Source organism: Streptococcus viridans (assembly GCF_900636365.1).
Lineage (GTDB): Bacteria > Bacillota > Bacilli > Lactobacillales > Streptococcaceae > Streptococcus > Streptococcus viridans_A.
Genome location: NZ_LR134266.1, coordinates 1,342,108 through 1,363,982 on the forward strand (window position 1 = coordinate 1,342,108; position 21,875 = coordinate 1,363,982).

22 protein-coding genes are annotated in these 21,875 nt (G+C 42.3%); 6 read left to right on the forward strand and 16 right to left on the reverse strand.

Features of this window, described 5'->3' with window-relative positions; translation table 11 throughout:
* Positions 1 to 268 precede the first annotated feature (268 nt).
* Positions 269 to 1,000: a cyclase family protein gene (locus EL081_RS07045; RefSeq protein WP_126404565.1), complete on the reverse strand. Its 732-nt coding sequence runs from the start codon at positions 998 to 1,000 to the stop codon at positions 269 to 271.
* Positions 1,001 to 1,217: 217 nt separating this feature from the next.
* Positions 1,218 to 1,430: a YdbC family protein gene (locus EL081_RS07050; protein WP_126404567.1), complete on the reverse strand. Its 213-nt coding sequence runs from the start codon at positions 1,428 to 1,430 to the stop codon at positions 1,218 to 1,220.
* Positions 1,431 to 1,520: 90 nt separating this feature from the next.
* Between EL081_RS07050 and EL081_RS07055 the strand changes: the two genes are divergently transcribed.
* Positions 1,521 to 1,850 carry a hypothetical protein gene (locus tag EL081_RS07055; RefSeq protein ID WP_040803002.1) on the forward strand — a complete coding sequence of 110 codons (330 nt, stop codon included), beginning with the start codon at positions 1,521 to 1,523 and terminating at the stop codon, positions 1,848 to 1,850.
* 39 nt (positions 1,851 to 1,889) lie between these two features.
* Here the strand turns inward: EL081_RS07055 and EL081_RS07060 are convergent, their stop codons facing one another.
* Together EL081_RS07060 and EL081_RS07065 are read right to left on the reverse strand one after the other, a co-directional pair.
* Complete coding sequence (locus EL081_RS07060; RefSeq protein WP_126404568.1) at positions 1,890 to 3,176, reverse strand: peptidase U32 family protein; 1,287 nt, start codon at positions 3,174 to 3,176, stop codon at positions 1,890 to 1,892.
* A gap of 162 nt (positions 3,177 to 3,338) precedes the next feature.
* Positions 3,339 to 4,268: a peptidase U32 family protein gene (locus EL081_RS07065; RefSeq protein WP_126404570.1), complete on the reverse strand. Its 930-nt coding sequence runs from the start codon at positions 4,266 to 4,268 to the stop codon at positions 3,339 to 3,341.
* Positions 4,269 to 4,399: 131 nt separating this feature from the next.
* On the opposite strand from EL081_RS07065, the gene EL081_RS07070 reads away from it, so the two are divergent.
* Positions 4,400 to 4,696 carry a DUF3270 family protein gene (locus EL081_RS07070; protein WP_006595911.1) on the forward strand — a complete coding sequence of 99 codons (297 nt, stop codon included), beginning with the start codon at positions 4,400 to 4,402 and terminating at the stop codon, positions 4,694 to 4,696.
* A 97-nt stretch (positions 4,697 to 4,793) separates the two neighbouring features.
* Here EL081_RS07070 and EL081_RS07075 read toward each other — a convergent pair whose 3' ends face one another.
* From EL081_RS07075 to EL081_RS07110, 7 genes are all read right to left on the reverse strand, one after another.
* Positions 4,794 to 5,261 (reverse strand): YtxH domain-containing protein, encoded by a 468-nt coding sequence (locus EL081_RS07075; protein ID WP_126404571.1) that lies wholly within the window; start codon positions 5,259 to 5,261, stop codon positions 4,794 to 4,796.
* A gap of 15 nt (positions 5,262 to 5,276) precedes the next feature.
* Positions 5,277 to 5,660, reverse strand: coding sequence for a DUF948 domain-containing protein (locus tag EL081_RS07080; RefSeq protein ID WP_006595909.1), 384 nt, complete (start codon positions 5,658 to 5,660; stop codon positions 5,277 to 5,279).
* Between the two features lie 11 nt (positions 5,661 to 5,671).
* Positions 5,672 to 6,454 (reverse strand): prolipoprotein diacylglyceryl transferase, encoded by a 783-nt coding sequence (gene lgt, locus EL081_RS07085; RefSeq protein WP_126404573.1) that lies wholly within the window; start codon positions 6,452 to 6,454, stop codon positions 5,672 to 5,674.
* Positions 6,451 to 7,383 (reverse strand): HPr(Ser) kinase/phosphatase, encoded by a 933-nt coding sequence (gene hprK / locus EL081_RS07090; RefSeq protein WP_126404575.1) that lies wholly within the window; start codon positions 7,381 to 7,383, stop codon positions 6,451 to 6,453. The genes lgt and hprK overlap by 4 nt, the downstream gene beginning before the upstream one ends.
* Before the next feature lie 394 nt (positions 7,384 to 7,777).
* A complete protein-coding gene (locus EL081_RS07100) occupies positions 7,778 to 8,053 on the reverse strand; it encodes a PspC domain-containing protein (RefSeq protein ID WP_126404577.1) in 276 nt (91 codons plus the stop codon).
* Between the two features lie 60 nt (positions 8,054 to 8,113).
* On the reverse strand, positions 8,114 to 8,566 hold the full coding sequence (locus EL081_RS07105; RefSeq protein WP_126404579.1) for a SprT family protein: 453 nt from the start codon (positions 8,564 to 8,566) through the stop codon (positions 8,114 to 8,116).
* On the reverse strand, positions 8,553 to 10,679 hold the full coding sequence (locus EL081_RS07110; RefSeq protein ID WP_126404580.1) for a Tex family protein: 2,127 nt from the start codon (positions 10,677 to 10,679) through the stop codon (positions 8,553 to 8,555). The genes EL081_RS07105 and EL081_RS07110 overlap by 14 nt, the downstream gene beginning before the upstream one ends.
* 118 nt (positions 10,680 to 10,797) lie before the next feature.
* Between EL081_RS07110 and EL081_RS10070 the strand changes: the two genes are divergently transcribed.
* The 4 genes from EL081_RS10070 to zwf all read left to right on the forward strand — a co-directional run bounded on the left by EL081_RS10070 (position 10,798) and on the right by zwf (position 14,289).
* The gene (locus tag EL081_RS10070) at positions 10,798 to 10,944 is read left to right on the forward strand and encodes an SPJ_0845 family protein (RefSeq protein ID WP_164555439.1); all 147 of its coding nucleotides are present in this window, start codon (positions 10,798 to 10,800) and stop codon (positions 10,942 to 10,944) included.
* The gene (locus EL081_RS07115) at positions 10,941 to 11,846 is read left to right on the forward strand and encodes a permease (protein WP_006595902.1); all 906 of its coding nucleotides are present in this window, start codon (positions 10,941 to 10,943) and stop codon (positions 11,844 to 11,846) included. The genes EL081_RS10070 and EL081_RS07115 overlap by 4 nt, the downstream gene beginning before the upstream one ends.
* The gene (locus EL081_RS07120; protein WP_126404582.1) at positions 11,843 to 12,658 is read left to right on the forward strand and encodes a TIGR03943 family putative permease subunit; all 816 of its coding nucleotides are present in this window, start codon (positions 11,843 to 11,845) and stop codon (positions 12,656 to 12,658) included. The genes EL081_RS07115 and EL081_RS07120 overlap by 4 nt, the downstream gene beginning before the upstream one ends.
* A gap of 164 nt (positions 12,659 to 12,822) precedes the next feature.
* Complete coding sequence (zwf, locus tag EL081_RS07125; RefSeq protein ID WP_126404584.1) at positions 12,823 to 14,289, forward strand: glucose-6-phosphate dehydrogenase; 1,467 nt, start codon at positions 12,823 to 12,825, stop codon at positions 14,287 to 14,289.
* A gap of 64 nt (positions 14,290 to 14,353) precedes the next feature.
* On the opposite strand, the gene ftsY is transcribed toward zwf, so the two are convergent.
* Genes ftsY through rnc form a run of 5 tightly spaced genes read right to left on the reverse strand, consistent with a single transcriptional unit; the run spans position 14,354 to position 21,863 of the window.
* The gene (gene ftsY / locus EL081_RS07130; RefSeq protein ID WP_126404585.1) at positions 14,354 to 16,021 is read right to left on the reverse strand and encodes a signal recognition particle-docking protein FtsY; all 1,668 of its coding nucleotides are present in this window, start codon (positions 16,019 to 16,021) and stop codon (positions 14,354 to 14,356) included.
* The gene (locus tag EL081_RS07135; protein WP_126404587.1) at positions 16,021 to 16,842 is read right to left on the reverse strand and encodes a Cof-type HAD-IIB family hydrolase; all 822 of its coding nucleotides are present in this window, start codon (positions 16,840 to 16,842) and stop codon (positions 16,021 to 16,023) included. The genes ftsY and EL081_RS07135 overlap by 1 nt, the downstream gene beginning before the upstream one ends.
* Positions 16,839 to 17,636 carry a Cof-type HAD-IIB family hydrolase gene (locus EL081_RS07140; RefSeq protein ID WP_126404589.1) on the reverse strand — a complete coding sequence of 266 codons (798 nt, stop codon included), beginning with the start codon at positions 17,634 to 17,636 and terminating at the stop codon, positions 16,839 to 16,841. The genes EL081_RS07135 and EL081_RS07140 overlap by 4 nt, the downstream gene beginning before the upstream one ends.
* Complete coding sequence (gene smc, locus EL081_RS07145) at positions 17,626 to 21,171, reverse strand: chromosome segregation protein SMC (RefSeq protein WP_126404591.1); 3,546 nt, start codon at positions 21,169 to 21,171, stop codon at positions 17,626 to 17,628. Before smc ends, EL081_RS07140 begins: the two co-directional genes overlap by 11 nt.
* Positions 21,162 to 21,863, reverse strand: a complete 702-nt coding sequence (gene rnc / locus EL081_RS07150; RefSeq protein WP_126405060.1) for a ribonuclease III — start codon at positions 21,861 to 21,863, stop codon at positions 21,162 to 21,164. Before rnc ends, smc begins: the two co-directional genes overlap by 10 nt.
* Between the last annotated feature and the right edge of the window lie 12 nt (positions 21,864 to 21,875).

Here is a 21,875-nt window from a genome sequence, read left to right on the forward strand (position 1 = left end):
TTTCATTTTACCTTTCTTACCTTACATTTTTGTAAGATAAGAACCTTCGAAAGAATAAAATCTAGCTCCTCTTAAGATATTAAAAAAAGAGACCGGGACAAAAGTCCGGCCTCTCAAGTGTCTTTGGATTGTCGAGTAAGATGCAGTGGTTGAGTGGGCTCTACTACGCTGATTTTATCAGCTTTTACAGCCCTACTCAACTGTGCGAAGGTGAGACGACGAAATCGAATTCTAACGAATTACCGATTTCTGTCCCACTCTCTGTTGTTTATGGCAAGATAGCAATGACACGAACAGGTGAACCAGTTGCCTTATCCCAGTGAGGGAAGGCAATTGAAATCAAGGCACCTACTGCTGGTACTTGATCCAAGTGGTTCAAGACTTCAACTTGGTAGATATTTTGTTCCAAAAGGTAGTATTCATTGACCAAGCCATGCTCTGCTGCTGGAATACCTGCATCAGTATCGAAGGTTTCATGACCCACAGCCTTGACATGGCGTTCATGAATCAAGAATTCCAAAGCTTCTCGGCTCCATCCTGGACTTTGTTGAACCCCATTTTCATCTAGATTACGCATAGCATCTTGATCCGGCCAACGTTTTGACCAATCACTACGGAAGGCGACAAAAGCCCCTTCTGCAATTTGTCCATATTCAGCTTCAAAATCTAAAATATCTTGTTTGCTCAAGATAAAGTTTGGGTTGGCTGCTACTTCTTTAGACTTGTCGATAACATAGAGTGGCAAGAGAAGATCTTTGAGGTCAATCTCATCCAACCAACGGCCACCTTCTACAAAATGAATCGGAGCATCAATATGCGTTCCATATTGACCAACCACTGTAAATTTTTGGACATGGAAGCCATCTTTTAGTGTGAAAAGGTCTTCTTGTTGCAAAGCAGGAAGAGCTGGAAAGTGAGGACTTTCTGCATTGATCTGGTGACTCAAGTCCACCCATTTTTTAGCTTGCAATTCTTTATAAATACTTAGTAAATCTGACATATGGATTCCTTTCCTATAAGGGCTATATGAAATAAACGAATAAGGTTATTATAACAGTCCATCTCATCATCCACAATGATTTGCGTTAATCTTGTTTTCTTGAATGGGATATAGTTTCAAGCTATAGTTATTGAAAGCATCAAAAAAGAGAGTGGGACAGAAATCGGTAATTCGTTAGAATTCGATTTCTGTCCCACTCTCTTTCTTACTCAGTCTACTACTGTTTAAACGCATCTAGCAGAACTTGGAATTCTTCGTTGCTCAAAGTGATTCCCTTGCCCATCTTCGTATGGTCTGGGCTCCAAGTTCGGATATCATACTTGGCAGGCGCTCCATTAAAGCTAACCCGGTTTAACTCTTTAGTCCATCCTTTTTCATTTTCAGATAAGACCAAGAGTTGTTCTTCAATTTCAAAACTAAAATCTGCCATTTAATACTCCTTTCAATCTCTTTCACCTTAATAATTCGTAAAAAATTTTACAAAATGAATGAAATTTTCTATAATATATTGTATCAACTTATGGAGAATTATGCTATGAAAAGATTTCTTGAGCTTCTCAAGGACCGAGCCAATGAATTTTTCAACGATAAAACCTCTCAACCCGCTCCTTTAGAGGATGGTAAAACGATTCAGATTATTGAACTGGCTCTTCGAAAAAAGCAAGGAGTCCATGTTATCTTCCAAAATAAAAGTTTTACAGGCGATATCGTGAAATATGATCAGGAACGAAAACAACTCATTGTCAAGAATTTTAAAAAGAGTATGTCAACCATCATTCGAATTTCTGACATTCAAAAGATTAGTCTCGTTCCACATACTATTCGAATCGCACAACAAAAAACACCGTAAACTTCCTCGCTTGGGAAGCATGCGGTGTTTTTTTACGTTTTAGGCACGAACTGTTTGGCTGGTTCCATCTTCTTTATAGAGATTGATCAAGCCTTCTTTGAGAGCACGGATCATATCACCTGGTTCAACTGGTGTAGGCATATGAATGGTCAATAACTCCATCGGATTTGGTGCCCGATCAATCTTATTGCCCTTAGCATCATGCAAATCTTCAATGACTGTTTCAAAATGACGGAATCCAGGTCCGTAAAATTCTACTTGGTCCCCTTCGTTGATGACATTCCGTTGACGAATGGTCGCAATTTGTTGCTCTGCATCATAGGAAACCACTTCTCCAACAAACTTGTATTCTGGAATCTTCCGACGAGCTCCGAACAGTTGCTCGTTTTCAGATGGTGTTCCGTAGTAGAAACCTGTAGCCAACTCACGTTGGGCCACTTTCCACATTTCATCAATCAAGTCTTGCTTAATGGCTTCGAACTTCTCAGGACTTTCCAAATAAGCATCAACAGCTGCCTTGTAGCAGTTCGTTACGGTAGAGACATAGTGGATGGACTTCATGCGACCTTCAATCTTGAGACTGTCTACTCCATTTTCAATCATATCCGGAATATGGTCAATCATAGACATATCAACTGCTGACATTGAGAATTCTTCAGGGATTTCTCCCTTGAGGCTCTTACGTTCTTGTCCAAATGGCATATCGTAAAGATCATACTTCCAACGACAAGACTGAGAACAACCACCACGATTGGCATCCCGCATACTCATATGATTGGACAAGGTACAACGACCAGAGTAGGAAATACACATGGCTCCGTGAACAAAGGCTTCAATTTCAACATCCGTCCGCTTACGAATCTCCGCTAGTTCTTCCATTGAAACTTCCCGAGCCAAAACAACCCGTGTCAAGCCCAAGTCTTTCCAAAATTCCAGGGTTTCATAGTTGGTGGCACTGGCTTGTGTAGAAAGGTGAATTTCCAAACCAGGAGCTTCTGTCGCTGCGATAGTAATCAAAGCAGGGTCTGAAACGATAACGGCAGCGATCCCGATATCTCGCAAGCGACGGAACCATTCACCGGCTCCAACTTCATTTCCTTCATGCATGACCATATTGGCCGCAACATAGACCTTGGCACCATACTTGGCTGCAAATTGGACTCCTTCTTCCATTTGCTCAAAGGTGAAGTTTCCTGCACGGCTACGAAGCCCATAAGCCTGTCCACCAATAAAGACGGCATCCGCACCATAGCGAACAGCGACCTTTAGTTTTTCAAGTGTTCCTGCAGGTGATAGAACCTCAGGACGTTTCAATTGTTTTGTCATCATATCTCCTAGTATATTACAAGTATATTAGTTAGATTATCAATCTTGTCTATTTTATAGCAAATCCAGTCGAAAGGCAATGGTTTGGGAATTGTTTTGACAATTCTCATTCTTTACCATCACCAAAAAGGAAGGCCTGCAGTCCTGGCAGGCTTTTCTCCTTTATTTAACCATGTCTGGATCGTAGTCATAAAATCCAGTGTCAAGGAAACGATTCTTGGGATGCAATTGGTGAATCTGTTCATCCAATAGGAAGGCTTGATCAGATGTGAAAGTCCCAGCTTCTAGAAGCTCACGTGCTTTCACAAAACACTTGGCAATTTCCACAAAGTTTTGACCAGGAGTATAAATCCCCTCTAACTTCCAGTGGGTGAAACCATGCTCGACTAACTCAGAGAGTTTGGTCATCAAATCCAGGTCATTATTGGCAAAAATATGAGTTCCATGCTTGTCCTCAAAGATAGAATAATGGCTTTCTGGATCGCCTGGTTCTGCCAAAAAGAGATCGCGTTCTCTCGTCTTTTCGTCATCTATGTGAGTAAAATTATAATAATTTTGCAGAAGGGGACGTTTTGAATGGTGAATCACACTTGCCCCATAAACTAATACTTCAGCAGGAATCTCTAAGATTTCTGGCATCTTGAAAAGCTCCGCAGATGGGATTTCTCGAGCAAGAACAGCTTCTGAAGCACCAGCCTTTTGTCCCCAGAAATTGATCTGTCGGCTACTTGTCACCATGGTTGAAGCATCATAAATGGTTTTAAAGTTGTAACCATCCCGCTTCAATACATAAAAGACGCCTGCATCTCCTACCGTGATATAATCGACGTTAATCGAAGCAAGAAAATCTAAAAATGGTTTGATACGATCCATCATATCCTGATGCATCAAGGCATTGACAGCCACTGTCATTTCCTTTCCTGCCGCATGGACTAGGTCAGAAATTCGACTTAATTCGTCATACGAGAAAGTGTGAGGAAGTCGTAATCCAAATTCCTTTTCTCCGACATAAATACGGTCCACACCTGCTTCTAGAAGTGCTTGAACCTGTTCAATACTTTCAGCTGTAGCTGTAATAATTATCTTTTTCATGAAAACTATTATACCAAAAAAGTCATTTTACTCTCTAAAATTCTTAATTTTGTAAAAATTGTAACACTTTTGTAACATTTCTATGCTTGAAAACGTGTTAAAATAATAGAGTACTGTTAGGAGAGAGAAATATGCCCGCAAGAAAACTTAGAGTTGTTGAAGAATACGACTATGTCGAAGTCCCTCTTCAACAAGAGAATACAACAACTAATTATGATTTTAACCTCGATACTGAACCAGCTCCTCAATTAAGTGAGCTACTATTTTTCCTTAATATTGCTGTGTTTTGTGTCTTAACTGTTTTATTTAGTTTCGTCTTTTTATCAATGAAGATGAATACCTTCTTTGCTTTTGCCTCAGCAATTGCTTGTAGTTTGGGAAGTATCCAAGCTTTCCGTATTTTCCAGCTAAAACGGAAAAAGGACTAAGATTAAATTTTTAGCCTCCTTCGGGAGGCTTTTTGGCATTTCCCATCCTAGTTTGTCATTTCATAAAAAAAATCCCTCACCATTGGTGAGGGATTTTTTATTCTTCTACAGCTGTTTCTTTGATTTCTTCTTCGACTTCTGGAAGAGCTGTTTCTTCTTCTAATTCCAGGACAATCTCTTCACTTTCCTTCTCCTGTTTAGGCTGGAAAGGAGTTGCTTGATTGCCACTCTTTTGCTGAATTTTTTCCTTAATCGTTTGGATGGCATCTTGTGAAAATTCTACTACATCCTGTGTCTTATCTTTAACCGTTTCGATGACAGTATCTTTGTTAATTTCTCCACTTTCAACTTTTTCCTTAGTCTGCTGAATAGCGTCTGACGCTTGCTTAGATAGTTCTATTGCGGATTGTTTCACCGAATCATGAACTTCTTGTGGATTCTCTTGATATTCTTTCACAAAACCTTTAACTTTACCAGTCCATTCTTTCCCTCTTTTTGTTGTCAGGAAATAGGCGGCAGATGCGCCTGTGATCGTTCCAATTAATAATGATGATAAACGTCCCATAGGGTACCTCTTTTCTTATTTAAATAATTTCATAGCCATGCGAGCTGCTTTTAATCCGACAGATGTTTTGACGGTTTTTCCACCAACTACGACAGCTTTTTTGCTAATCTGACGTGCTTGATCATTCAGATCCGAAACAGATACAGACAAATCTGCCACTGCAGTAAAGAGTGGATCGATGGTTGCAACTTTTTGATTCAAATCTTCTGTCAAGACATTCACTTTCGCTAACAACTCATTGGTTTGGTGTAGGGTTACATTTACATCTGATGTTAGGGTCTTAATCGTTACCTGAGTTTCGTCTACAACCTTTCCAATCTTTGAAAACAAGATAATCAAGTAGATGACCAAAACTACTAAAGCTAAGCCTAAAAGCCCATATGCAATTTCAATAAACATTTCTTTTCTCCTTAATCTATTTCCGTTCTATAAAACGGTGCATTCCTTTTTCGTTGATAGATCATGATGCTGATTCCAAGTAGGATGAGGAGTAGGGAAAGCCATTGTGATACTCGAATTCCCAAAAACATCAAGCTATCCGTCCGCATTCCTTCAATGATCATTCGACCAAAGCCATACCAGATTAGATAGAAAGCTGTAATTTCACCCTTTCTCATAAGTTTCGGACGACGACGTAAGTAAAGAATCAGAACAAAACCAAGCAAGTTCCAACAAGATTCATATAAGAATGTCGGTTGACGGTAATGTCCATCAATAAACATCTGATTCCGAATGAAAGAAGGTAAATAATCTAAATTCTTAACAATGGCTCCGTAGGCTTCTTGGTTAACAAAATTGCCCCAACGACCAATACTTTGAGCAATCATGACACTCGGTGCAGCTATATCTAAAAAATCAACCGGGTCAATCAAACGACTGCGTGAAAATAGGTAGAGGACTAGAGCCCCTGCAAGGAGTCCACCATAGATAGCAATCCCACCGTTCCATACGGCAAAAATCTCTCCTGGATTTTCCCTGTAATATGACCATCGAAAAATAACATAGTAGAGACGGGCACCTATAATCGCTACTGGAAAAGCAATTAGAATGAAATCAATGATATCGTCTGACTCTATCCCTTTACGAGGGGCTTCTTTCATAGACAGGATGACTGCCAAAAGGAGACCGAGGATAATACAAATCGCATACCAACGGATACTAAAGGGGCCGAGTTGAATGGCTACTGGATTCATACTTTCACCTCATTCTGATCAATCAACCGGGTCAATCGATCTTCAAAGGTTTTAGTAGCATCATATCCCATTTCTTTGGCGCGGTAATTCATAGCTGCTGCTTCAATGACAACGGAAATATTGCGACCTGTCTTAACAGGGATGCGAATTCTTGGAATGGTTACTCCACAGAACTCAATCTCTTCCGCATTATTACCTAGACGATCATAGGTTTGTTCCTTGGTGTAGTTTTCCAAGTAGACAGCGATTTGAACCTGTGAAGAATCTTTCACTGCACTGGCACCATAGAGACTCATGACATCAATGATCCCTACTCCCCGAATCTCCAACATATGGCGTAGAATTTCAGCAGGCTCACCCCACAAGGTCATCTCATCACGAGCAAAGACATCTACTCGGTCATCCGCCACCAATCGATGGCCTCGTTTGACGAGTTCTAACCCAGTCTCACTCTTCCCGATTCCGCTATCTCCTTGGATCAAAACTCCCATTCCATAGATATCCATCAAGACACCATGGACACTGGTTCGTTCAGCAAGGAGAGAATCTAGGTAGCTTGATAGTTCACCCGACAAGCGACTAGTTGGAACGCGACTGCTTAGAATGGCGATTTGCTTTTCCTCTGCAGCTAGGAGCATTTCTTCAGGAACCTCTAGATCCCGCGCGATAATGAGTACGGGCGTTTCCGGCTGAAACATCTTTCTCAATACTTGGTGTCGATTGTGGGAGGTCATCTTGATGAGGTAAGACCACTCTTTCATCCCAACCAATTGAATCCGCTCTGGAGTATAGTAATCAAAATATCCTGTCATTTCAAGTCCAGGACGTGAAATATCTGCCGTTGTAATCTCCTTATCAAAGAGACTTTCATTGCCATAAATAACCTTCAAACGAAGCTTTTTAATTAAATCTCGGACTGTTATTGCCATAGGCTTCTCCCTTTTTCTTTTCTCTTTCTATTATAGCAAATTATTCCCTGGTAAGACTTGCTCAAGCATCATTTTTTAGTATCGAAACTGAGGCTATTATTCTCACACGCATTCCAGTACCCTTTGATTTCCCTATTTATCCTTTTTTCCCATTTTTCAATCGTCTCTTCTTTTGAAAAAAAGATGAGAGTGGGACAGAAATCGGTAATCCGTTAGAATTCGAATTCGATTTCGACGTCCCACCTCCGCACAGTTGAGTAGGGCTGTAAAACTTGATGAAATCAGCATAGTAGAGCTCACTCAACCACTGCGTCTTGCTCGATAATCAAAAGAAAATTGAGAGGCTAGGACTTTTGTCCCAGCCTCACTTTCTTATTCGATTCATGAAAATTCTTTAAAAGAATGGATCGTCATCTTTGATCACTTGAGCATCCTTACGTTTGCGAGGTCCGAGGCCGTACTTTTCTCTTTCAAGATCTTCTTTATAAGGCAAGGAGAAGGCACACAGGCAATAAATAGCTAAGCCTACAAGCCCATAAAAATGAAAGATACTAAAAAGCACAAAGAGAAAACGCAATAGGTTTGCATCGAGCCCAAATCGATCCGCTAGTCCAGCAAATACTCCAAAAACGATTCTGCCTCGACGTACTTTATAAAATGTTGGATTCAAGGGCCTACCTCCTATTATTTTAGAACAGTATATCCCGAAATCAAGTCACTGTCATCAGACTCAAGGCCGATTTCCTAGTTTAGTTGTACCTTGATACCTGAGTAGTCCTCCGCACCGGCCACAGCGGTACTTTTGAAGATTAATCTGCCGCTTTCTTCTGAATTCTTGCCCACAGCTCGTACAAACATAAATCTTATAGTTTTCCTTATCAACTGAAGGGGCATAACGCAAGCCACCTACCTCTTTGAGCAAATCCTTGAAATCTTGATCCTGATGACGATACCCCTTTTTCATATAGTAGAGATGATAGTGACACAACTCATGGCGGACAATCTTTCGAAAAATCTCCCAGCCAAATCCTTCTAGTATTCTGGGATTGAAATCCAGATGACCATCTTTAGGAAAGAAGCGACCACCGGTCGAACGCAGGCGATTATTCCAGATGGCTTGATGAAGAAAGGGGCGGCCAAAATCTTCCAACGATACTTCTTGAACGTATTTAGTTAGATTCATGTGGTGGTAAGAGGGAAAGATTTACTTTTTCCCGTTCTAAATCAATCTTGTAAACCCAAACGGTCACTAGGTCGCCAACTGAAACAACTTGACTTGGATGCTTGATAAATTGCTGGCTCATTTGTGAAATGTGGATCAAACCATCTTCATGAATCCCAATATCGACAAAGGCCCCAAAGTCAACAACATTGCGGACAACCCCTTCTAGTTTTTGACCAATCTTCAAGTCCTTCAAATCAAGAACATCCTGGCGAAGGACGGGAGCATCAAAAGAATCACGTAAATCACGACCAGGTTTGAGAAGATCTGCGACAATATCTTTTAAGGTCTCAGGGCCGATTTCAAGCTCCTGGGCCATAGAAACTGTGTCAATTTGTTTTAATTTGGCTTGGGCTTCTTCATCCATCTCTCTAATCCCTAGTAAGGTAAAGAGCTTCTTCACTGCAGGGTAGCTTTCTGGATGGACCCCTGTCCGATCAAGGAAATTCTCACTTTCTGGAATTCGTAAAAAACCAGCTGCTTGTTCAAAGGCCTTGGCTCCCAGACGAGGTACTTTTTTAATTTGCGCCCGAGAGGTGATTAACCCTTCTTCTTCCCGGTATTTCACGATGTTCTCAGAAATGGTTTTATTGAGACCAGCCACGTGAGACAAGAGGGCTGGACTAGCAGTGTTTATATTAACACCGACTTGGTTCACCACAGTATCGACAACAAAATCAAGGCTTTCAGATAATTTCTTCTGGCTGACATCGTGCTGGTACTGGCCGACTCCGATTGATTTTGGATCAATCTTTACCAACTCAGCCAATGGATCCTGCAAACGACGGGCAATGGAGATGGCTGAACGCTTTTCAACCGTCAGTTCCGGAAACTCATGGCGAGCCAATTCACTAGCTGAATAAACAGATGCACCACTTTCATTCACAATGACATAACTCACATTTGGAACTTCCTTGAGGACTTCCGCAACAAAGGCTTCGCTTTCTCGACTTGCCGTTCCATTCCCAATCGCAATGATTTCCACGCTGTATTGACGAATCAACCGTTTCAGTTCTTCTTTGGCAGCTTCAATTTGTGCTGCTTTAGCCGGTGCAACAGGATAAATCACCTGAGTGGTTAACATCTTTCCTGTTTGATCGACAACAGCCAATTTGGCTCCTGTCCGGAAAGCTGGGTCAAAGCCTAAGACCACGCGCCCCTTGAGGGGAGCAATCAGCAAGAGGTGACGAAGATTTTCAGAGAAAAGCTGAATGGCCCCATCTTCTGCCACTTCTGTCAATTCTGTCCGAATTCGACGCTCCATAGCTGGTAGCATTTTCTTTTTCAGAGCTTGGTTAATGACTTCTTCGATGTAGCTATTCTTCGATTTAAATCGAGCTTCAAAGTGACGAATCAAACGGTCTACAGAATGCTCAAATCCAACCTTTAATACACCCAATTTCTCTCCACGGTTTAAGGCAAGTGTTCGGTAGCCCTGCATGTTTGCAATCTTCTCAGAAAAATCATAATAGATTTGGAAGACTTGCTTCTCGTCTTTGCTCTCATCCTTCAAGCTAGAAGTGATCAAGGAGTGTTTGCGAATCTCCTGGTAGGTAAGGTTGCGCAATTGCGGATCTTCTGCAATCGCTTCGACCAAAATATCGATTGCTCCAGAAATGGCATCTTTTACAGTTGGGAAAGCCTCAGATAAAAATTCCTCTGCGGCTCTTTCCAACTCCTTTTGATCTTGTAGAATCATCCGAGCAAGCGGGAAGAGCCCTGCCTCACGCGCAATGGTAGCCTTGGTTCGGCGTTTTTCCTTGTAGGGAAGATACAATTCTTCTACATCTGCCAGTTTTTCAGCCTGCTCAATCGCTTCTTTTAAGGCTGGGGTGAGTTTCCCAAGCTCCTCAATCTTAGCCAAGACAGTTTCTTTCCGATCAGCCAAGGCTGTTAAAGACTTGTCCATATCGATAATGGCTTTGATCGCTACTTCATCTAGATTCCCTGTAGCATCTTTTCGATACCGGGCAATAAAGGGAATGGTGGATCCCTCTGCTGTTAAGGTCAAAACAGTATCAATTTGTTTGAGACTGACGCCCAATTCTTGGGCTATTTTTTCATATTTTTCCATAGCTTCTATTATACCATAGAAGGCCTTCTATACTGCATTTTCATCCTATTTTTGGACTTGATTTTCCCCTCTTTTTTGAGAATTTGATATAATGAGAAAAAAGAAAAGGAGACCTATCATGGCTATTAAATTTTCAAAAACAGACGATTTAGACAAACTCTTTGAGGAATTTGCTGTATTACCAGATCCCCCTCAAGTTCCTTTACCAGAAACTAAGAAGAAAGTAACAGCAGGGGAAAAAGAGCAGAAGGATTCTGACAAATGAGTTTCTTCCAACAGCTGCCAACCAGTGTCCTTCAAGCTGGAGCAATTTTTCTTTCAATTATGATTGAAGCCCTTCCTTTTGTTTTGATTGGAAGTCTCATTTCAGGGGCAATCGATGTCTATATCACCCCCGAAAAAGTCTACCGAGCTCTTCCTAAAAATAAATGGGGGAGAATTCTGTTTGGGACCTTAATTGGCTTTATTTTTCCTTCCTGTGAGTGTGGTATCGTCCCCATTATCAATCGCTTTCTAGAGAAGAAGGTCCCTAGCTATACAGCTGTCCCCTTCCTAGTGACAGCTCCTGTTATTAACCCCATTGTTCTCTTTGCTACTTATTCTGCCTTTGGCAATTCCATTCAAATGGCTCTCCTACGGGCCATCGGATCAATTCTGGTGGCAACTGTTCTGGGGATTTTCCTAGGATTTTTCCAAACAGCTTCTATCCAACGGGCCAACCGTAAGGAAGTCCATGTTCATGACTTTTCAAAACTATCCGCCGGTCAACGCTTCTTTCAAGTATTTGTGCAGGCCATTGATGAGTTTTTCGATACTGGACGCTATCTGGTCTTCGGTTGTTTATTTGCCAGCGTGGTTCAGGTTTATGTGCCAACTCGCGTGCTGACTTCTATCTCCGCGACGCCACTCCTAGCCATTCTTCTCCTTATGCTTCTCTCCTTCCTCCTCTCTTTGTGTAGTGAGGCTGACGCCTTTATTGGCTCTTCCCTCCTCTCAAGTTTTGGCTTGGCTCCTGTCCTAGCCTTCTTGGTTATCGGACCTATGCTAGATGTCAAGAACCTCTTGATGATGAAGAATTATCTGACCAATCGCTTTATTGTCCAATTCATTAGCATCGTTAGCCTAGTTGTCTTGGTTTATGCTTGGTTTGTGGGGGTGGTCCTATGATTCGATTTCTCATTTTAGCAGGCTATTTCGAAATTACTATGTATTTGCAGCTTTCTGGTAAGCTCAACCAATACATCAATATGCATTATTCCTATTTAGCCTATATCTCTATGATTCTTTCCTTCATTCTGGCTGTCGTCCAGCTCTATATCTGGATGAAGAATCTACCCGTTCATAGTCACCTAACCAGTAAAAAAGCTAAAGTCATGAGTATTCTTCTACTCCTGATTCCCTTAATTGTAGGGATTGGCTTCCCGACTGTGACCTTAGATTCCCAAACGGTATCAGCCAAGGGCTATCATTTCCCCATTGCGGCTGGCTCTTCTAAGGATATTCAAAATGACGAGGGAACAACCAACCAATATCTCAAACCTGATACTAGCAGTTATTTCACCAAATCCGCTTATGAATCTGAGATGAGGGCTGCAGCTAAGAAGTACCTCAAGCAGGATCATATCCAGATCACGACAGAAAACTATATGGAAGTCATGGAAGTCATCTACGACTATCCAGATGAATTTGCAGGGAAAACCTTTACCTTAACCGGCTTCATTTATAAGGATCCCCAGGATCCGGGTAGCCAGTTCCTTTTTCGTTTTGGGATTATCCACTGTATCGCCGACTCAGGTGTCTATGGTTTGTTAACCAAAGGGGCCTCTCAAACCTATGAAGACAACACCTGGGTCCAAGCGACTGGAACTCTCAAGATCCAATACCATAAACAACTTGGCCAAAGCCTTCCTGTCTTAGACATAGAGGAAGCTCACTCAGTAGAAAAACCTACTAATCCCTATGTCTATCGAGTCTTCTAAAGGCTACTAAACATTACTCGGTTGTGACCTTTCGGTCCAACCTTTTTTCGTGGTTTCTTCCCTCATCCTTCTCTATGAAACTCAGAATCCTTTTACTTTCAAAGAGAAATTTTCTGAATTTTATGGTAGAATATGGTTTATCAAGTTAGAAAATAGGTATGAACATGTCCTCAAAAGTAATTGTAACCATTTTCGGGGCCAGTGGAGATTTAGCCCACCGCAAGCTCTACCCTTCCCTTTTTAGACTCTATAAAACTGGAAATCTTTCAGAGCATTTCGCAGTGATTGGAACTGCTCGTCGTCCTTGGAGCAAAGAATACTTTGAATCCGTTGTCGTTGAATCCATTTCGGATTTAGCAGACAGTCCTGAACAGGCGCAGGAATTTGCCAGTCATTTTTACTATCAAAGTCACGATGTTAATGACACGGAACACTACATCAAGCTTCGTGAACTTCAAAATCAGCTCAATGACACCTACCAAGCTGAGCATAATAAACTCTTCTTTCTATCCATGGCACCTCAATTCTTTGGTACAATTGCCAAACATTTGAAATCTGAAGGCATTGTGGATGGAAAAGGCTTTGAACGTTTGATCGTTGAAAAACCATTTGGAACGGATTTAGAAACAGCTAGTCAGCTCAACAAAGAACTGGAAGAAACCTTTGAAGAAGAGCAAATTTTCCGGATTGACCATTACCTCGGTAAAGAAATGATCCAGTCCATTTTTGCCCTCCGTTTTGCCAACCTAATCTTTGAAAACGTCTGGAACCGTGACTATATCGATAATGTTCAAATCACTTTCGCAGAACGACTAGGAGTCGAAGAACGTGGTGGCTACTATGATGAATCCGGTGCCCTCCGCGACATGGTCCAAAACCATACCCTCCAATTGCTTTCTCTCTTAGCTATGGACAAACCAGCCTCCTTCACCAAGGAAGACATCCGTAAAGAGAAGGTGAAAGTTTTTGAACAATTGGTTAACCCTTCTGATGAAGAATTAAAGAAACAATTTATCCGAGGCCAGTACCGTTCAGGAAAAATCCAAGGAAAAAAAGACATCTCTTATCGCAGTGAACCAAATGTCAATCCTGAGTCCATGACCGAGACCTTTGCCTCTGGTGCCTTCTTTGTGGACAGCGATCGCTTCCGTGGAGTACCTTTCTTCTTCCGTACAGGAAAACGTCTGACCAAAAAGGGAACCCATGTGAATGTGGTCTTTAAACAGATGGACTCTATTTTTGGTCAAGAAATTGCACCAAATGTGCTGACCATCTACATTCAACCGAATGAAGGTTTCTCTCTCAGTGTCAACGGGAAAGAAGTCGGTGAACAATTCCAGATTGCTCCGATATCTTTTGACTATGAAACGGATGCGACAGCGACCGGTGCTTCTCCAGAGCCTTACGAAAAGTTGATCTATGATGTCTTAAATAATGATTCTACCAACTTTAGCCATTGGAACGAAGTAAAAGCATCTTGGAGCTTGATTGACCGAATCGAACACATGTGGTCTGAAAATCAAGTACCTCTTCATGAATATAAATCTGGAACCATGGGACCTCAAGCTTCCTTTGACCTCTTGAAGGATTACAATGCGGAATGGGTCTGGCAACCAGCAATTGAAGAATAAATCGTTCAACTGACTAAAGGTGCAACAAAAAAACTCATCTCTTTCTAGAGATGAGTTTTTTTGTTTATATCAAGCCTTCTAACAAGCCACGCATAAAGTTTTCAGAATTAAATTCACCGATATCATCGATTTTTTCACCAAAACCGATTAATTTCACTGGAATATCCAATTCTTCTCGAATCGCAAGAACCACTCCTCCTCGAGCTGTTCCATCAATCTTCGTGAGAACGATACCGGTAATCGGAGTAATCTTTGAGAATTCCTTGGCTTGAACTAGGGCATTTTGTCCTGTGGAAGCATCTAGGGCCAAGAAGGTTTCATGAGGGGCTGTAGGATCCACTCGCTTGATAATGCGACCGATTTTTTCTAATTCGGCCATCAGATTATCTTTATTCTGAAGGCGACCAGCTGTATCAATCATCAAAACATCGACTTGCTCTGCCACGGCCCGTTCCATTCCATCAAAGACTACACTTGCAGGATCTGACTTTTCTGGACCGGTGACAACAGGCACATCCACACGGCGTCCCCATTCAGCCAACTGAGCAACAGCTCCTGCCCGGAAGGTATCTGCTGCGACCAACATCACTTTTTTCCCTTCCTTCTTGTATTTATGAGCTAGTTTTCCGATAGAAGTGGTTTTTCCAACGCCGTTCACTCCCACAAAGAGCATGACGGTCAAGCCGTCTTTAAAGTTGATTTGCTCATTGTATTGGCCATCCTTTTCGTAGAGATCCACCAATTTTTCAATGATCACGCGACGCAAGACATCAGGTTTCTTGGCATTTTCCAAACGAGCTTCATAGCGGAGCTCTTCTGTCAGATTCGATGCGACCTGGACCCCTACGTCACTCATAATCAAGAGTTCTTCTAACTCTTCAAAGAAATCTTCATCGACAGAACGGAAGTTGGCAAAGAAGGCATTAAGAGCTGCTCCAAAGCCGGTCCGAGTTTTCTTCAAGCTCCGATTGTATTTTTCTTGAACCGTTTCTGTTGGTTCAGCAATCTCTGGCTCACTTGTCGTTTCTTCTACTAAAAACTCTTTCTCAACCCCTTCTGAAAAATCGTATTCGTTAGCTGCTTCTTCTACTGGAGCGTCTGCTTCAAGCTCTTCGGATACTGCCTCTGAACTTTCAACTGTTTCTTCTTCAAGAATTGGTGCTTCCTTTACCACTTCCAATTCTGGCACAACTTCAGGCTCTTCTTCAACTAGTTTGTCAGACTTTTGAGAAGAGCTTGAAGTCTCAGCTTCTGTATCTGGCCTTTCAAGAACTTCTTCTTCAAGGGCTTCTTGGGCAAGATCTGATGAAGAATCTAGCTGTTCCTCATTCACACTCACTTCTTGTGAAGCTTCTAGTTCTAAAGTCTGGTCTTCAGTCACAGGAGCTGGCTCAGCTACTTCCTCAGGAGAGGTATCCTGCTCTACTTGAGAAGGGGCCTCTTCCTCGACAGCTGTATCCTGTTTGACAGGCTCTTCTGTAGGTGCTTCTTCACTATATGCTTTCGACTCTTGAGCTGATCGCGCTGATTCGGCAGCCATTCGCTCTTTCAATTCCGCATAGTAGGCTTCCATTGCCGAAATCTTAGCTTCATCACTTTGTGAAGCCTTACTTGTTTCTGGCTCAACTAAGGAACTTGCTTCCTCAGGACTTTCCACAAGCTCTTCTGTATGATCTTGGGCTTGTGGTTTTGCTTCTTCTTTTCTTCCAAATAGTCGGTCAAATAATCCCATTATTGACCCTCCTTCAATACATATTCTTCAATCGCTCTTCCGACTGCATCTTCATCATTGGTGTATTCCGAAACAAGGGTAGCGATTTTCTTCACCTCATCCACCGCATTGGCCATGGCGATTCCTAGTCCTGCCCATTTTAACATGCTGGCATCGTTGGCCTCATCACCACAAGCCATGACTTGACTAGCATCGATTCCTAAATACGCAACCAAAGCCTCCAAGCCTCGATCTTTTTGAACACCTTTGGGGCACCATTCCAAGAGCATGTCTCTGGATTTAAAAATCTCAAAACGCTCCCCTAAGTCAGGAGAAATCTTTGGAATAGCTCCATCCAAATAGTCCTGTTGAAAGGCTGTCACACACTTATTATAAGCTATCTGACTGGACAAATCCTCAATAGAAACAGGAATAAAGTTCAAGTAAGGATTATAGAGAGGGTAAAGAGATTCTTGATCAGATGCCAGTGTATAAACATCCCCCTCATTAATGGCGTCTAGGGGCAAACCAAGGGCCTCTGTCTCTTCATAAATGCGGACGACATCATCTCGAGAGAAAACTGTTTTCGCAATGATCTCTCCTGTATTCTTTTGTACCAAGCCTCCATTAAAGGTAATGGTGTATTCATCCGACAAGCCGGCTGTTCCAATCTCTTGGAGCAGAAAATCCATGGCCTTGAGAGGACGTCCCGTCGTCAAAACCACCTTGACCCCTTTTTCTTGTGCTGCACGAATAGCAGCCAGGTTCCGAGGGGAGATTTTCTTTTCTGAGTTTAAGAGAGTACCGTCCAAGTCTAGTGCGATAACCTTAATCTGACTCATAATTCTTCCTCCATATAGCGCAGGACAGATCCTGTCGAATGATGGGGCAATATGGTTTCAGCCAGTTCCAAAATCTCTGGACGGGCATTTTCTGGTGCAATTGGATGGCCAACAACCTGCATCATATGAAGATCATTGAGATTATCTCCAAAAGCTAGGACTTGGTCTCGACTAATGCCCAACTGATCCATTAGGGCTTGAATGGCGACTCCCTTGTCCACATAATCCAAGACAATATCAATACACTCATAACCCGTCGTCATGGCCTTAACACCCTCAACATTTTGGGTAACCCAGGCTTCACCTTCTGCTAATACTTCTTGGTCAAAATTGGTGGTCATCTTAAAGACAAGATCATCAATTTCTGAAAAATCTGACACCGTTTGAATGTTTTCATTGTAATTTTGCGAAGCAGTTAGATAGTCTGGATCAACAGTCTTTAAAACATAGCTCCCGCGTTTTCCCGTTAACAAGCACTTATTTTTATCAAAATAGGGACTTTCCTGCAACCTAGCAAACATGGCTTGATAAAAATCTGGACTCATGGTCGCTTCATAGACATCTTCACCATGAAATTCAACAACACTGCCGTTTTCAGCTATGAAAATAATCTGATCCTGGACCTCTTTAAAGATTGTCTTCAAAGAGAGGAGAGGCCGACCACTTGCTGCCGCAAAGTAGATCCCTTTTTCTTGAAACTTCTTTAGTACCTTTAGGAATAAAGCTTGATCAAATTCATGATTTTCATCCAAAAAGGTCCCATCCATGTCTGTTGCGACTAATTTAATTTCCATTATCCATTCCTTCTATATCTTTCAGCTTCACAGATACAATCTTAGAGACTCCGGATTCTTGCATGGTCACTCCATAGATGGAATCTGCTGCAGCCATGGTTCCCTTACGGTGGGTAACCACGATAAACTGACTTTCCTTATCAAAACGATTAAGATAATCTCCAAACCGTTTTACATTGGCTTCGTCTAGAGCCGCTTCTACCTCATCCAAGATGACAAATGGAATAGTCTTGACACGAATGATTGAGAAGAGTAACGCCAATGCTGACAAAGCTTTCTCCCCACCACTCATCAAATTCAAGGATTGAATTTTCTTACCAGGCGGTTGGACAGAAATCTCGACCCCAGCTGACAAGAGATCTCCATCCGTCAAGATAAGATCAGCTGATCCTCCCCCAAACATTTGTTTAAAGGTGACTCGGAAGGATTCACGAATCGCTTCGAATGTAGATTTAAAGCGTTCCTTCACCTCATCATTCATGTCATTAATGGTTTCGAGAAGAAGATTCTTGGCTGCCAAGACATCTTCTCGTTGTCCGGAAAGGAAATCAAATCGCGTCTTGACCTCATCGTATTGTTCGATAGCATCAATATTGACAGGTCCTAAGGCTTTAATCGCTTTCTCCAAGTCTTTTAAGGCTTGCTCAGACTGGGCTAGATTTTCTAGCTCATTGGCCTGTTTAGACGCTTCCTCAAAACTCATCTTAAATTCATCGGTCAGAGCTAACATCAGTTTATTTAGCTTATCTGCCAGGCGATCACGATTAGATTCTGCTTTAGCCTGTTGGCGAATCCACTCCTCATTTTGACGACGGGCTTGTTCCATATGACCCGCTACATCTTCAGACTGGCCTTCCAAATCCTCTAATTCAAATTGCTTACGAATCACAGCTTGCTCCAGAGCGGTTTTCTCTTGAAGGGTTGCTTGCAGTTGTTTTTCAAGGACAGAAACATCGATTTGCTCATGTCGATCTTCTCCCTGCTCAATCGCATATTGGAGAGCTTGGATTTCCCGTTCAGTAGTAGCCAACTCTTGCCGCAAGCGTTCGGCATCTGTCTGGTCATAGGTCAATCGACTCTTCAACTCTGTTTGCTGTAATTGGAGCTTGGCAATGGCTGCTCGTAAATTTTCAATTTTCTCGACAACGACATCTTTATTGAGCTTGACTTCTTCAATCTCATCAGTGACTTGCTCTTTTTCCGCCTCAATTTCTTTCAGTCGCGCTTGTAAGTGATCCCGTTTTTGGAGGAGCTCCTGGTCGCTACCTTCATCCAGCTCTGTACGGATAAGTTCTAACAGTTCTTGGGCATCCAAGAGTTGCTGGTGAGCTTGCTCAAAAGCCAATTGAAGGCGTTGCTCTTCTAGTCGTGCCCCTTCTCCTTGGCCTTTCAAAGATTCTAGTTTTTCTTGCGATTGAGTCACTTGGTCCTCTTGCTCTTGCACTTGCCCTTCTACTTCTCGCAAGTTCTTCTGAAGAGAGACCAATTCTTGGTGCAAACGATCCAGTTCTGGCTTGATAAAAATCGAATTATTACTTCGATTCGCTCCCCCTGCATAGGAACCACCCGTGCGCAGTTCGGTTCCATCGAGCGTCACGATACGAACTTGGTAGGCAACCTTGCGGGCAGCCGCCTTGGCGTGCTCAATCGTATCAAAAATAGCTGTGACACCCAAAAGGTTTTGAAAAATCGACTCGAGGGAAGGATCATAGTCCACCAAACTGCTAGCCATCCCTAGGAATCCTGGACAGGATTCAATCAGTTCTTGATTCTTTCCTGCAAGGTATCGTGGTTTAATAGTTGTCAAAGGAAGGAAGGTTGCCCGACCCGAGCGATTCTTCTTCAGATGTTCGATTGCCCGTGTTGCTGCTCCTTCGTCTTCTACGATAATATGCTGACTGCTGGCTCCCAGAGCAATCTCTAAGGCAGTCTGATACTCTGGTGAGAAGGAAAGTTTTTCACTGACAGCTCCCACGATTCCACCTAAGCGAGTCGCTTCTTGCAAGACACTCTTCACGCCCGCATAAAAATTACTATGATTTTTTTGAATCGCCTCTAAACTGTTAATGCGAGCCTGTTTTTCCTTACTTTGATCAAGTAAATCAAACAACTTGGCTTGCGCTTCTTGATAAGCCTGGCGAGCTTCCTCAAACCGTTTTGCCTCTGATTTATAGGTCTCAAGCAAGTGTTTCAGATGCTCTTGAGCTCCTTGATAAGCTTCTTGAGCAACCTGCTCTTTTTCCTGCAACTCTGTCACCATTTGGATTTGATTTTGGTAATCTTCCTTTTTACTTTGTGACAATTGAGCTGAGGCTTCCAATTGATTTTCAATGGTTGTTAATTCGTTTGATCGCTCCGCTTCATCCTGCATTAAGGCCACGTATTTTTCACGTAAATAATCAATCACCTGGTCTGGATCTTCTGAGAAGCTGGCCAACTCTTTCTCCAGACCTTCAAGAGCTTCTTGACTCTTTTGCAATTCTTCTTGAAGACTCTTTGTATTGGCTTGTTTTTCTTCCAACTGATTCCGAAGAACTTGTAGGCGTTCTTCCAGACTATTGACCCGCTCTTGATTCTCCTGACGGCTTCGGGCGACCTGTTGCGACTCCAAGCGTGCCAATTCGATTTGTTTCTCCAAATCACTTAAGAGGCGAGTCAATTCCAAGAGGCTAGCTTGATCATCCGATAATTGGTGTTGAAGGGCCTGACGACTCTGTTTCAATCGGAGACTTTCCGCCTCATACTCTTCTCTTTTCTGGTAATAAGCCTTTAATTGTTCCTGAATGGAAGCTTCTTCTTGGACAGCTTGATCATAGTCTTTTTTATTGACTTCAATTTGTGCGATCAAAACATCCAAATAAAGAACTTGGCGTTCTTGATCCAATTCTAAGAAACGTTTGGCCACAAGCGCTTGCTTTTCAAGAGGTTTGATTTGCCCTTCTAATTCAAAAATAATGTCTTCCAGACGGTCCAAATTATCCTGGGTCTGAACCAGCTTAGCTTCCGTTTCCTTGCGACGAGTCTTAAATTTAAGAACCCCAGCGGCTTCCTCAAAAATAGCCCGTCTCTCTTCTGGTTTGGAGTTAAAGATTTCTTCAACCTTCCCTTGGGAAATAATAGAGAAAGAATCTCTACCAAGTCCAGTATCCATAAAGAGATCATGGACATCTCTCAAACGAACTTTCTTACCATCAATCTTGTACTCACTATCACCCGAGCGATAAATATGACGCTCCACTCGGATTTCCTTAGCAGCATGTTTGATAAAAGCGTCCCGGTTATCCAGTACTACCGTTACGCAGGCGTAGTTCAAGGGTTTCCTAGTTTCAGTCCCTGCAAAAATCACGTCCGGCATCTTGCCACCACGTAGGCTCTTGACACTCGATTCCCCTAAGGCCCAGCGCAGACTTTCTGTAATGTTTGATTTTCCAGATCCATTAGGGCCAACCACTGCGGTGACCCCTTGGTCAAAGATAACTCGGGTCTTATCTGCAAAAGACTTAAATCCTTGAATCTCAATTTCCTTTAAATACATGAGGGATCCACCTTATTTTCCACTGCTTTTTTTGCTGCTTCTTGCTCTGCAGCCTTTTTAGACCGGCCGCGTCCTTGACCGATTATTTTCCCATTGACAGACACTTGCACTTCAAATTCTTTGGCATGAGCTGGTCCTGACTCACTCGTCACCTCATAGGTAATCAAGACATCCCCATGGATTTGAAGAATTTCTTGCAAGCGCGTCTTATAGTCAATCACTTGCTCAAATTGACCTGCCTCGACTTTAGGAATCATGACTTGCTGAATGAAATCCCGAACAGTCTCCACGCCCTTATCCAAGAGCAAGGCTCCTAAAAAAGCTTCAAACAAATCTCCTAAGATGGTGTCGCGGTTCCGTCCACCAGATTTTTCCTCTCCCTTGCCAAGTTTGATAAATTGATCGAAACCACAATCACGGGAAAAACCTGCCAGGCTTTCCTCACGAACAATCATGGAACGCATTTTTGACAAATCACCCTCTGGCTTACTTGGATAGAGGGCAAATAAATATTCGGAAATCACTAACTGGAGAACAGCGTCTCCTAAAAATTCCAAACGTTCATTATGTGAAATTTTTAAGAGGCGATGCTCATTCGCATATGAGGTATGTGTAAAAGCTGTTTCCAACAATTCTGTATCGTCAAAAGTCAGACGAAATTTCTCAGCAAGGAGGTTATATAAGGCTTGCATCACGTTACTACT

What these genes read in the sequence shown, in the direction of transcription:
- EL081_RS07075 (WP_126404571.1), bottom strand. Translation starts at nt 5,261, where the DNA reads ATGGGACGTTTATCATCATTATTAATTGGAACGATCACAGGCGCATCT.
- EL081_RS07120 (WP_126404582.1), top strand. Translation starts at nt 11,843, where the DNA reads ATGATTCGATTTCTCATTTTAGCAGGCTATTTCGAAATTACTATGTAT.
- EL081_RS07105 (WP_126404579.1), bottom strand. Translation starts at nt 8,566, where the DNA reads ATGAATCTAACTAAATACGTTCAAGAAGTATCGTTGGAAGATTTTGGC.
- EL081_RS10070 (WP_164555439.1), top strand. Translation starts at nt 10,798, where the DNA reads ATGGCTATTAAATTTTCAAAAACAGACGATTTAGACAAACTCTTTGAG.
- EL081_RS07135 (WP_126404587.1), bottom strand. Translation starts at nt 16,842, where the DNA reads ATGAGTCAGATTAAGGTTATCGCACTAGACTTGGACGGTACTCTCTTA.
- smc (WP_126404591.1), bottom strand. Translation starts at nt 21,171, where the DNA reads ATGTATTTAAAGGAAATTGAGATTCAAGGATTTAAGTCTTTTGCAGAT.
- rnc (WP_126405060.1), bottom strand. Translation starts at nt 21,863, where the DNA reads ATGCAAGCCTTATATAACCTCCTTGCTGAGAAATTTCGTCTGACTTTT.
- EL081_RS07080 (WP_006595909.1), bottom strand. Translation starts at nt 5,660, where the DNA reads ATGTTTATTGAAATTGCATATGGGCTTTTAGGCTTAGCTTTAGTAGTT.
- EL081_RS07140 (WP_126404589.1), bottom strand. Translation starts at nt 17,636, where the DNA reads ATGGAAATTAAATTAGTCGCAACAGACATGGATGGGACCTTTTTGGAT.
- EL081_RS07070 (WP_006595911.1), top strand. Translation starts at nt 4,400, where the DNA reads ATGCCCGCAAGAAAACTTAGAGTTGTTGAAGAATACGACTATGTCGAA.
- EL081_RS07055 (WP_040803002.1), top strand. Translation starts at nt 1,521, where the DNA reads ATGGAGAATTATGCTATGAAAAGATTTCTTGAGCTTCTCAAGGACCGA.
- EL081_RS07050 (WP_126404567.1), bottom strand. Translation starts at nt 1,430, where the DNA reads ATGGCAGATTTTAGTTTTGAAATTGAAGAACAACTCTTGGTCTTATCT.
- ftsY (WP_126404585.1), bottom strand. Translation starts at nt 16,021, where the DNA reads ATGGGATTATTTGACCGACTATTTGGAAGAAAAGAAGAAGCAAAACCA.
- zwf (WP_126404584.1), top strand. Translation starts at nt 12,823, where the DNA reads ATGTCCTCAAAAGTAATTGTAACCATTTTCGGGGCCAGTGGAGATTTA.
- EL081_RS07115 (WP_006595902.1), top strand. Translation starts at nt 10,941, where the DNA reads ATGAGTTTCTTCCAACAGCTGCCAACCAGTGTCCTTCAAGCTGGAGCA.
- EL081_RS07110 (WP_126404580.1), bottom strand. Translation starts at nt 10,679, where the DNA reads ATGGAAAAATATGAAAAAATAGCCCAAGAATTGGGCGTCAGTCTCAAA.
- EL081_RS07045 (WP_126404565.1), bottom strand. Translation starts at nt 1,000, where the DNA reads ATGTCAGATTTACTAAGTATTTATAAAGAATTGCAAGCTAAAAAATGG.
- EL081_RS07060 (WP_126404568.1), bottom strand. Translation starts at nt 3,176, where the DNA reads ATGACAAAACAATTGAAACGTCCTGAGGTTCTATCACCTGCAGGAACA.
- lgt (WP_126404573.1), bottom strand. Translation starts at nt 6,454, where the DNA reads ATGAATCCAGTAGCCATTCAACTCGGCCCCTTTAGTATCCGTTGGTAT.
- hprK (WP_126404575.1), bottom strand. Translation starts at nt 7,383, where the DNA reads ATGGCAATAACAGTCCGAGATTTAATTAAAAAGCTTCGTTTGAAGGTT.
- EL081_RS07065 (WP_126404570.1), bottom strand. Translation starts at nt 4,268, where the DNA reads ATGAAAAAGATAATTATTACAGCTACAGCTGAAAGTATTGAACAGGTT.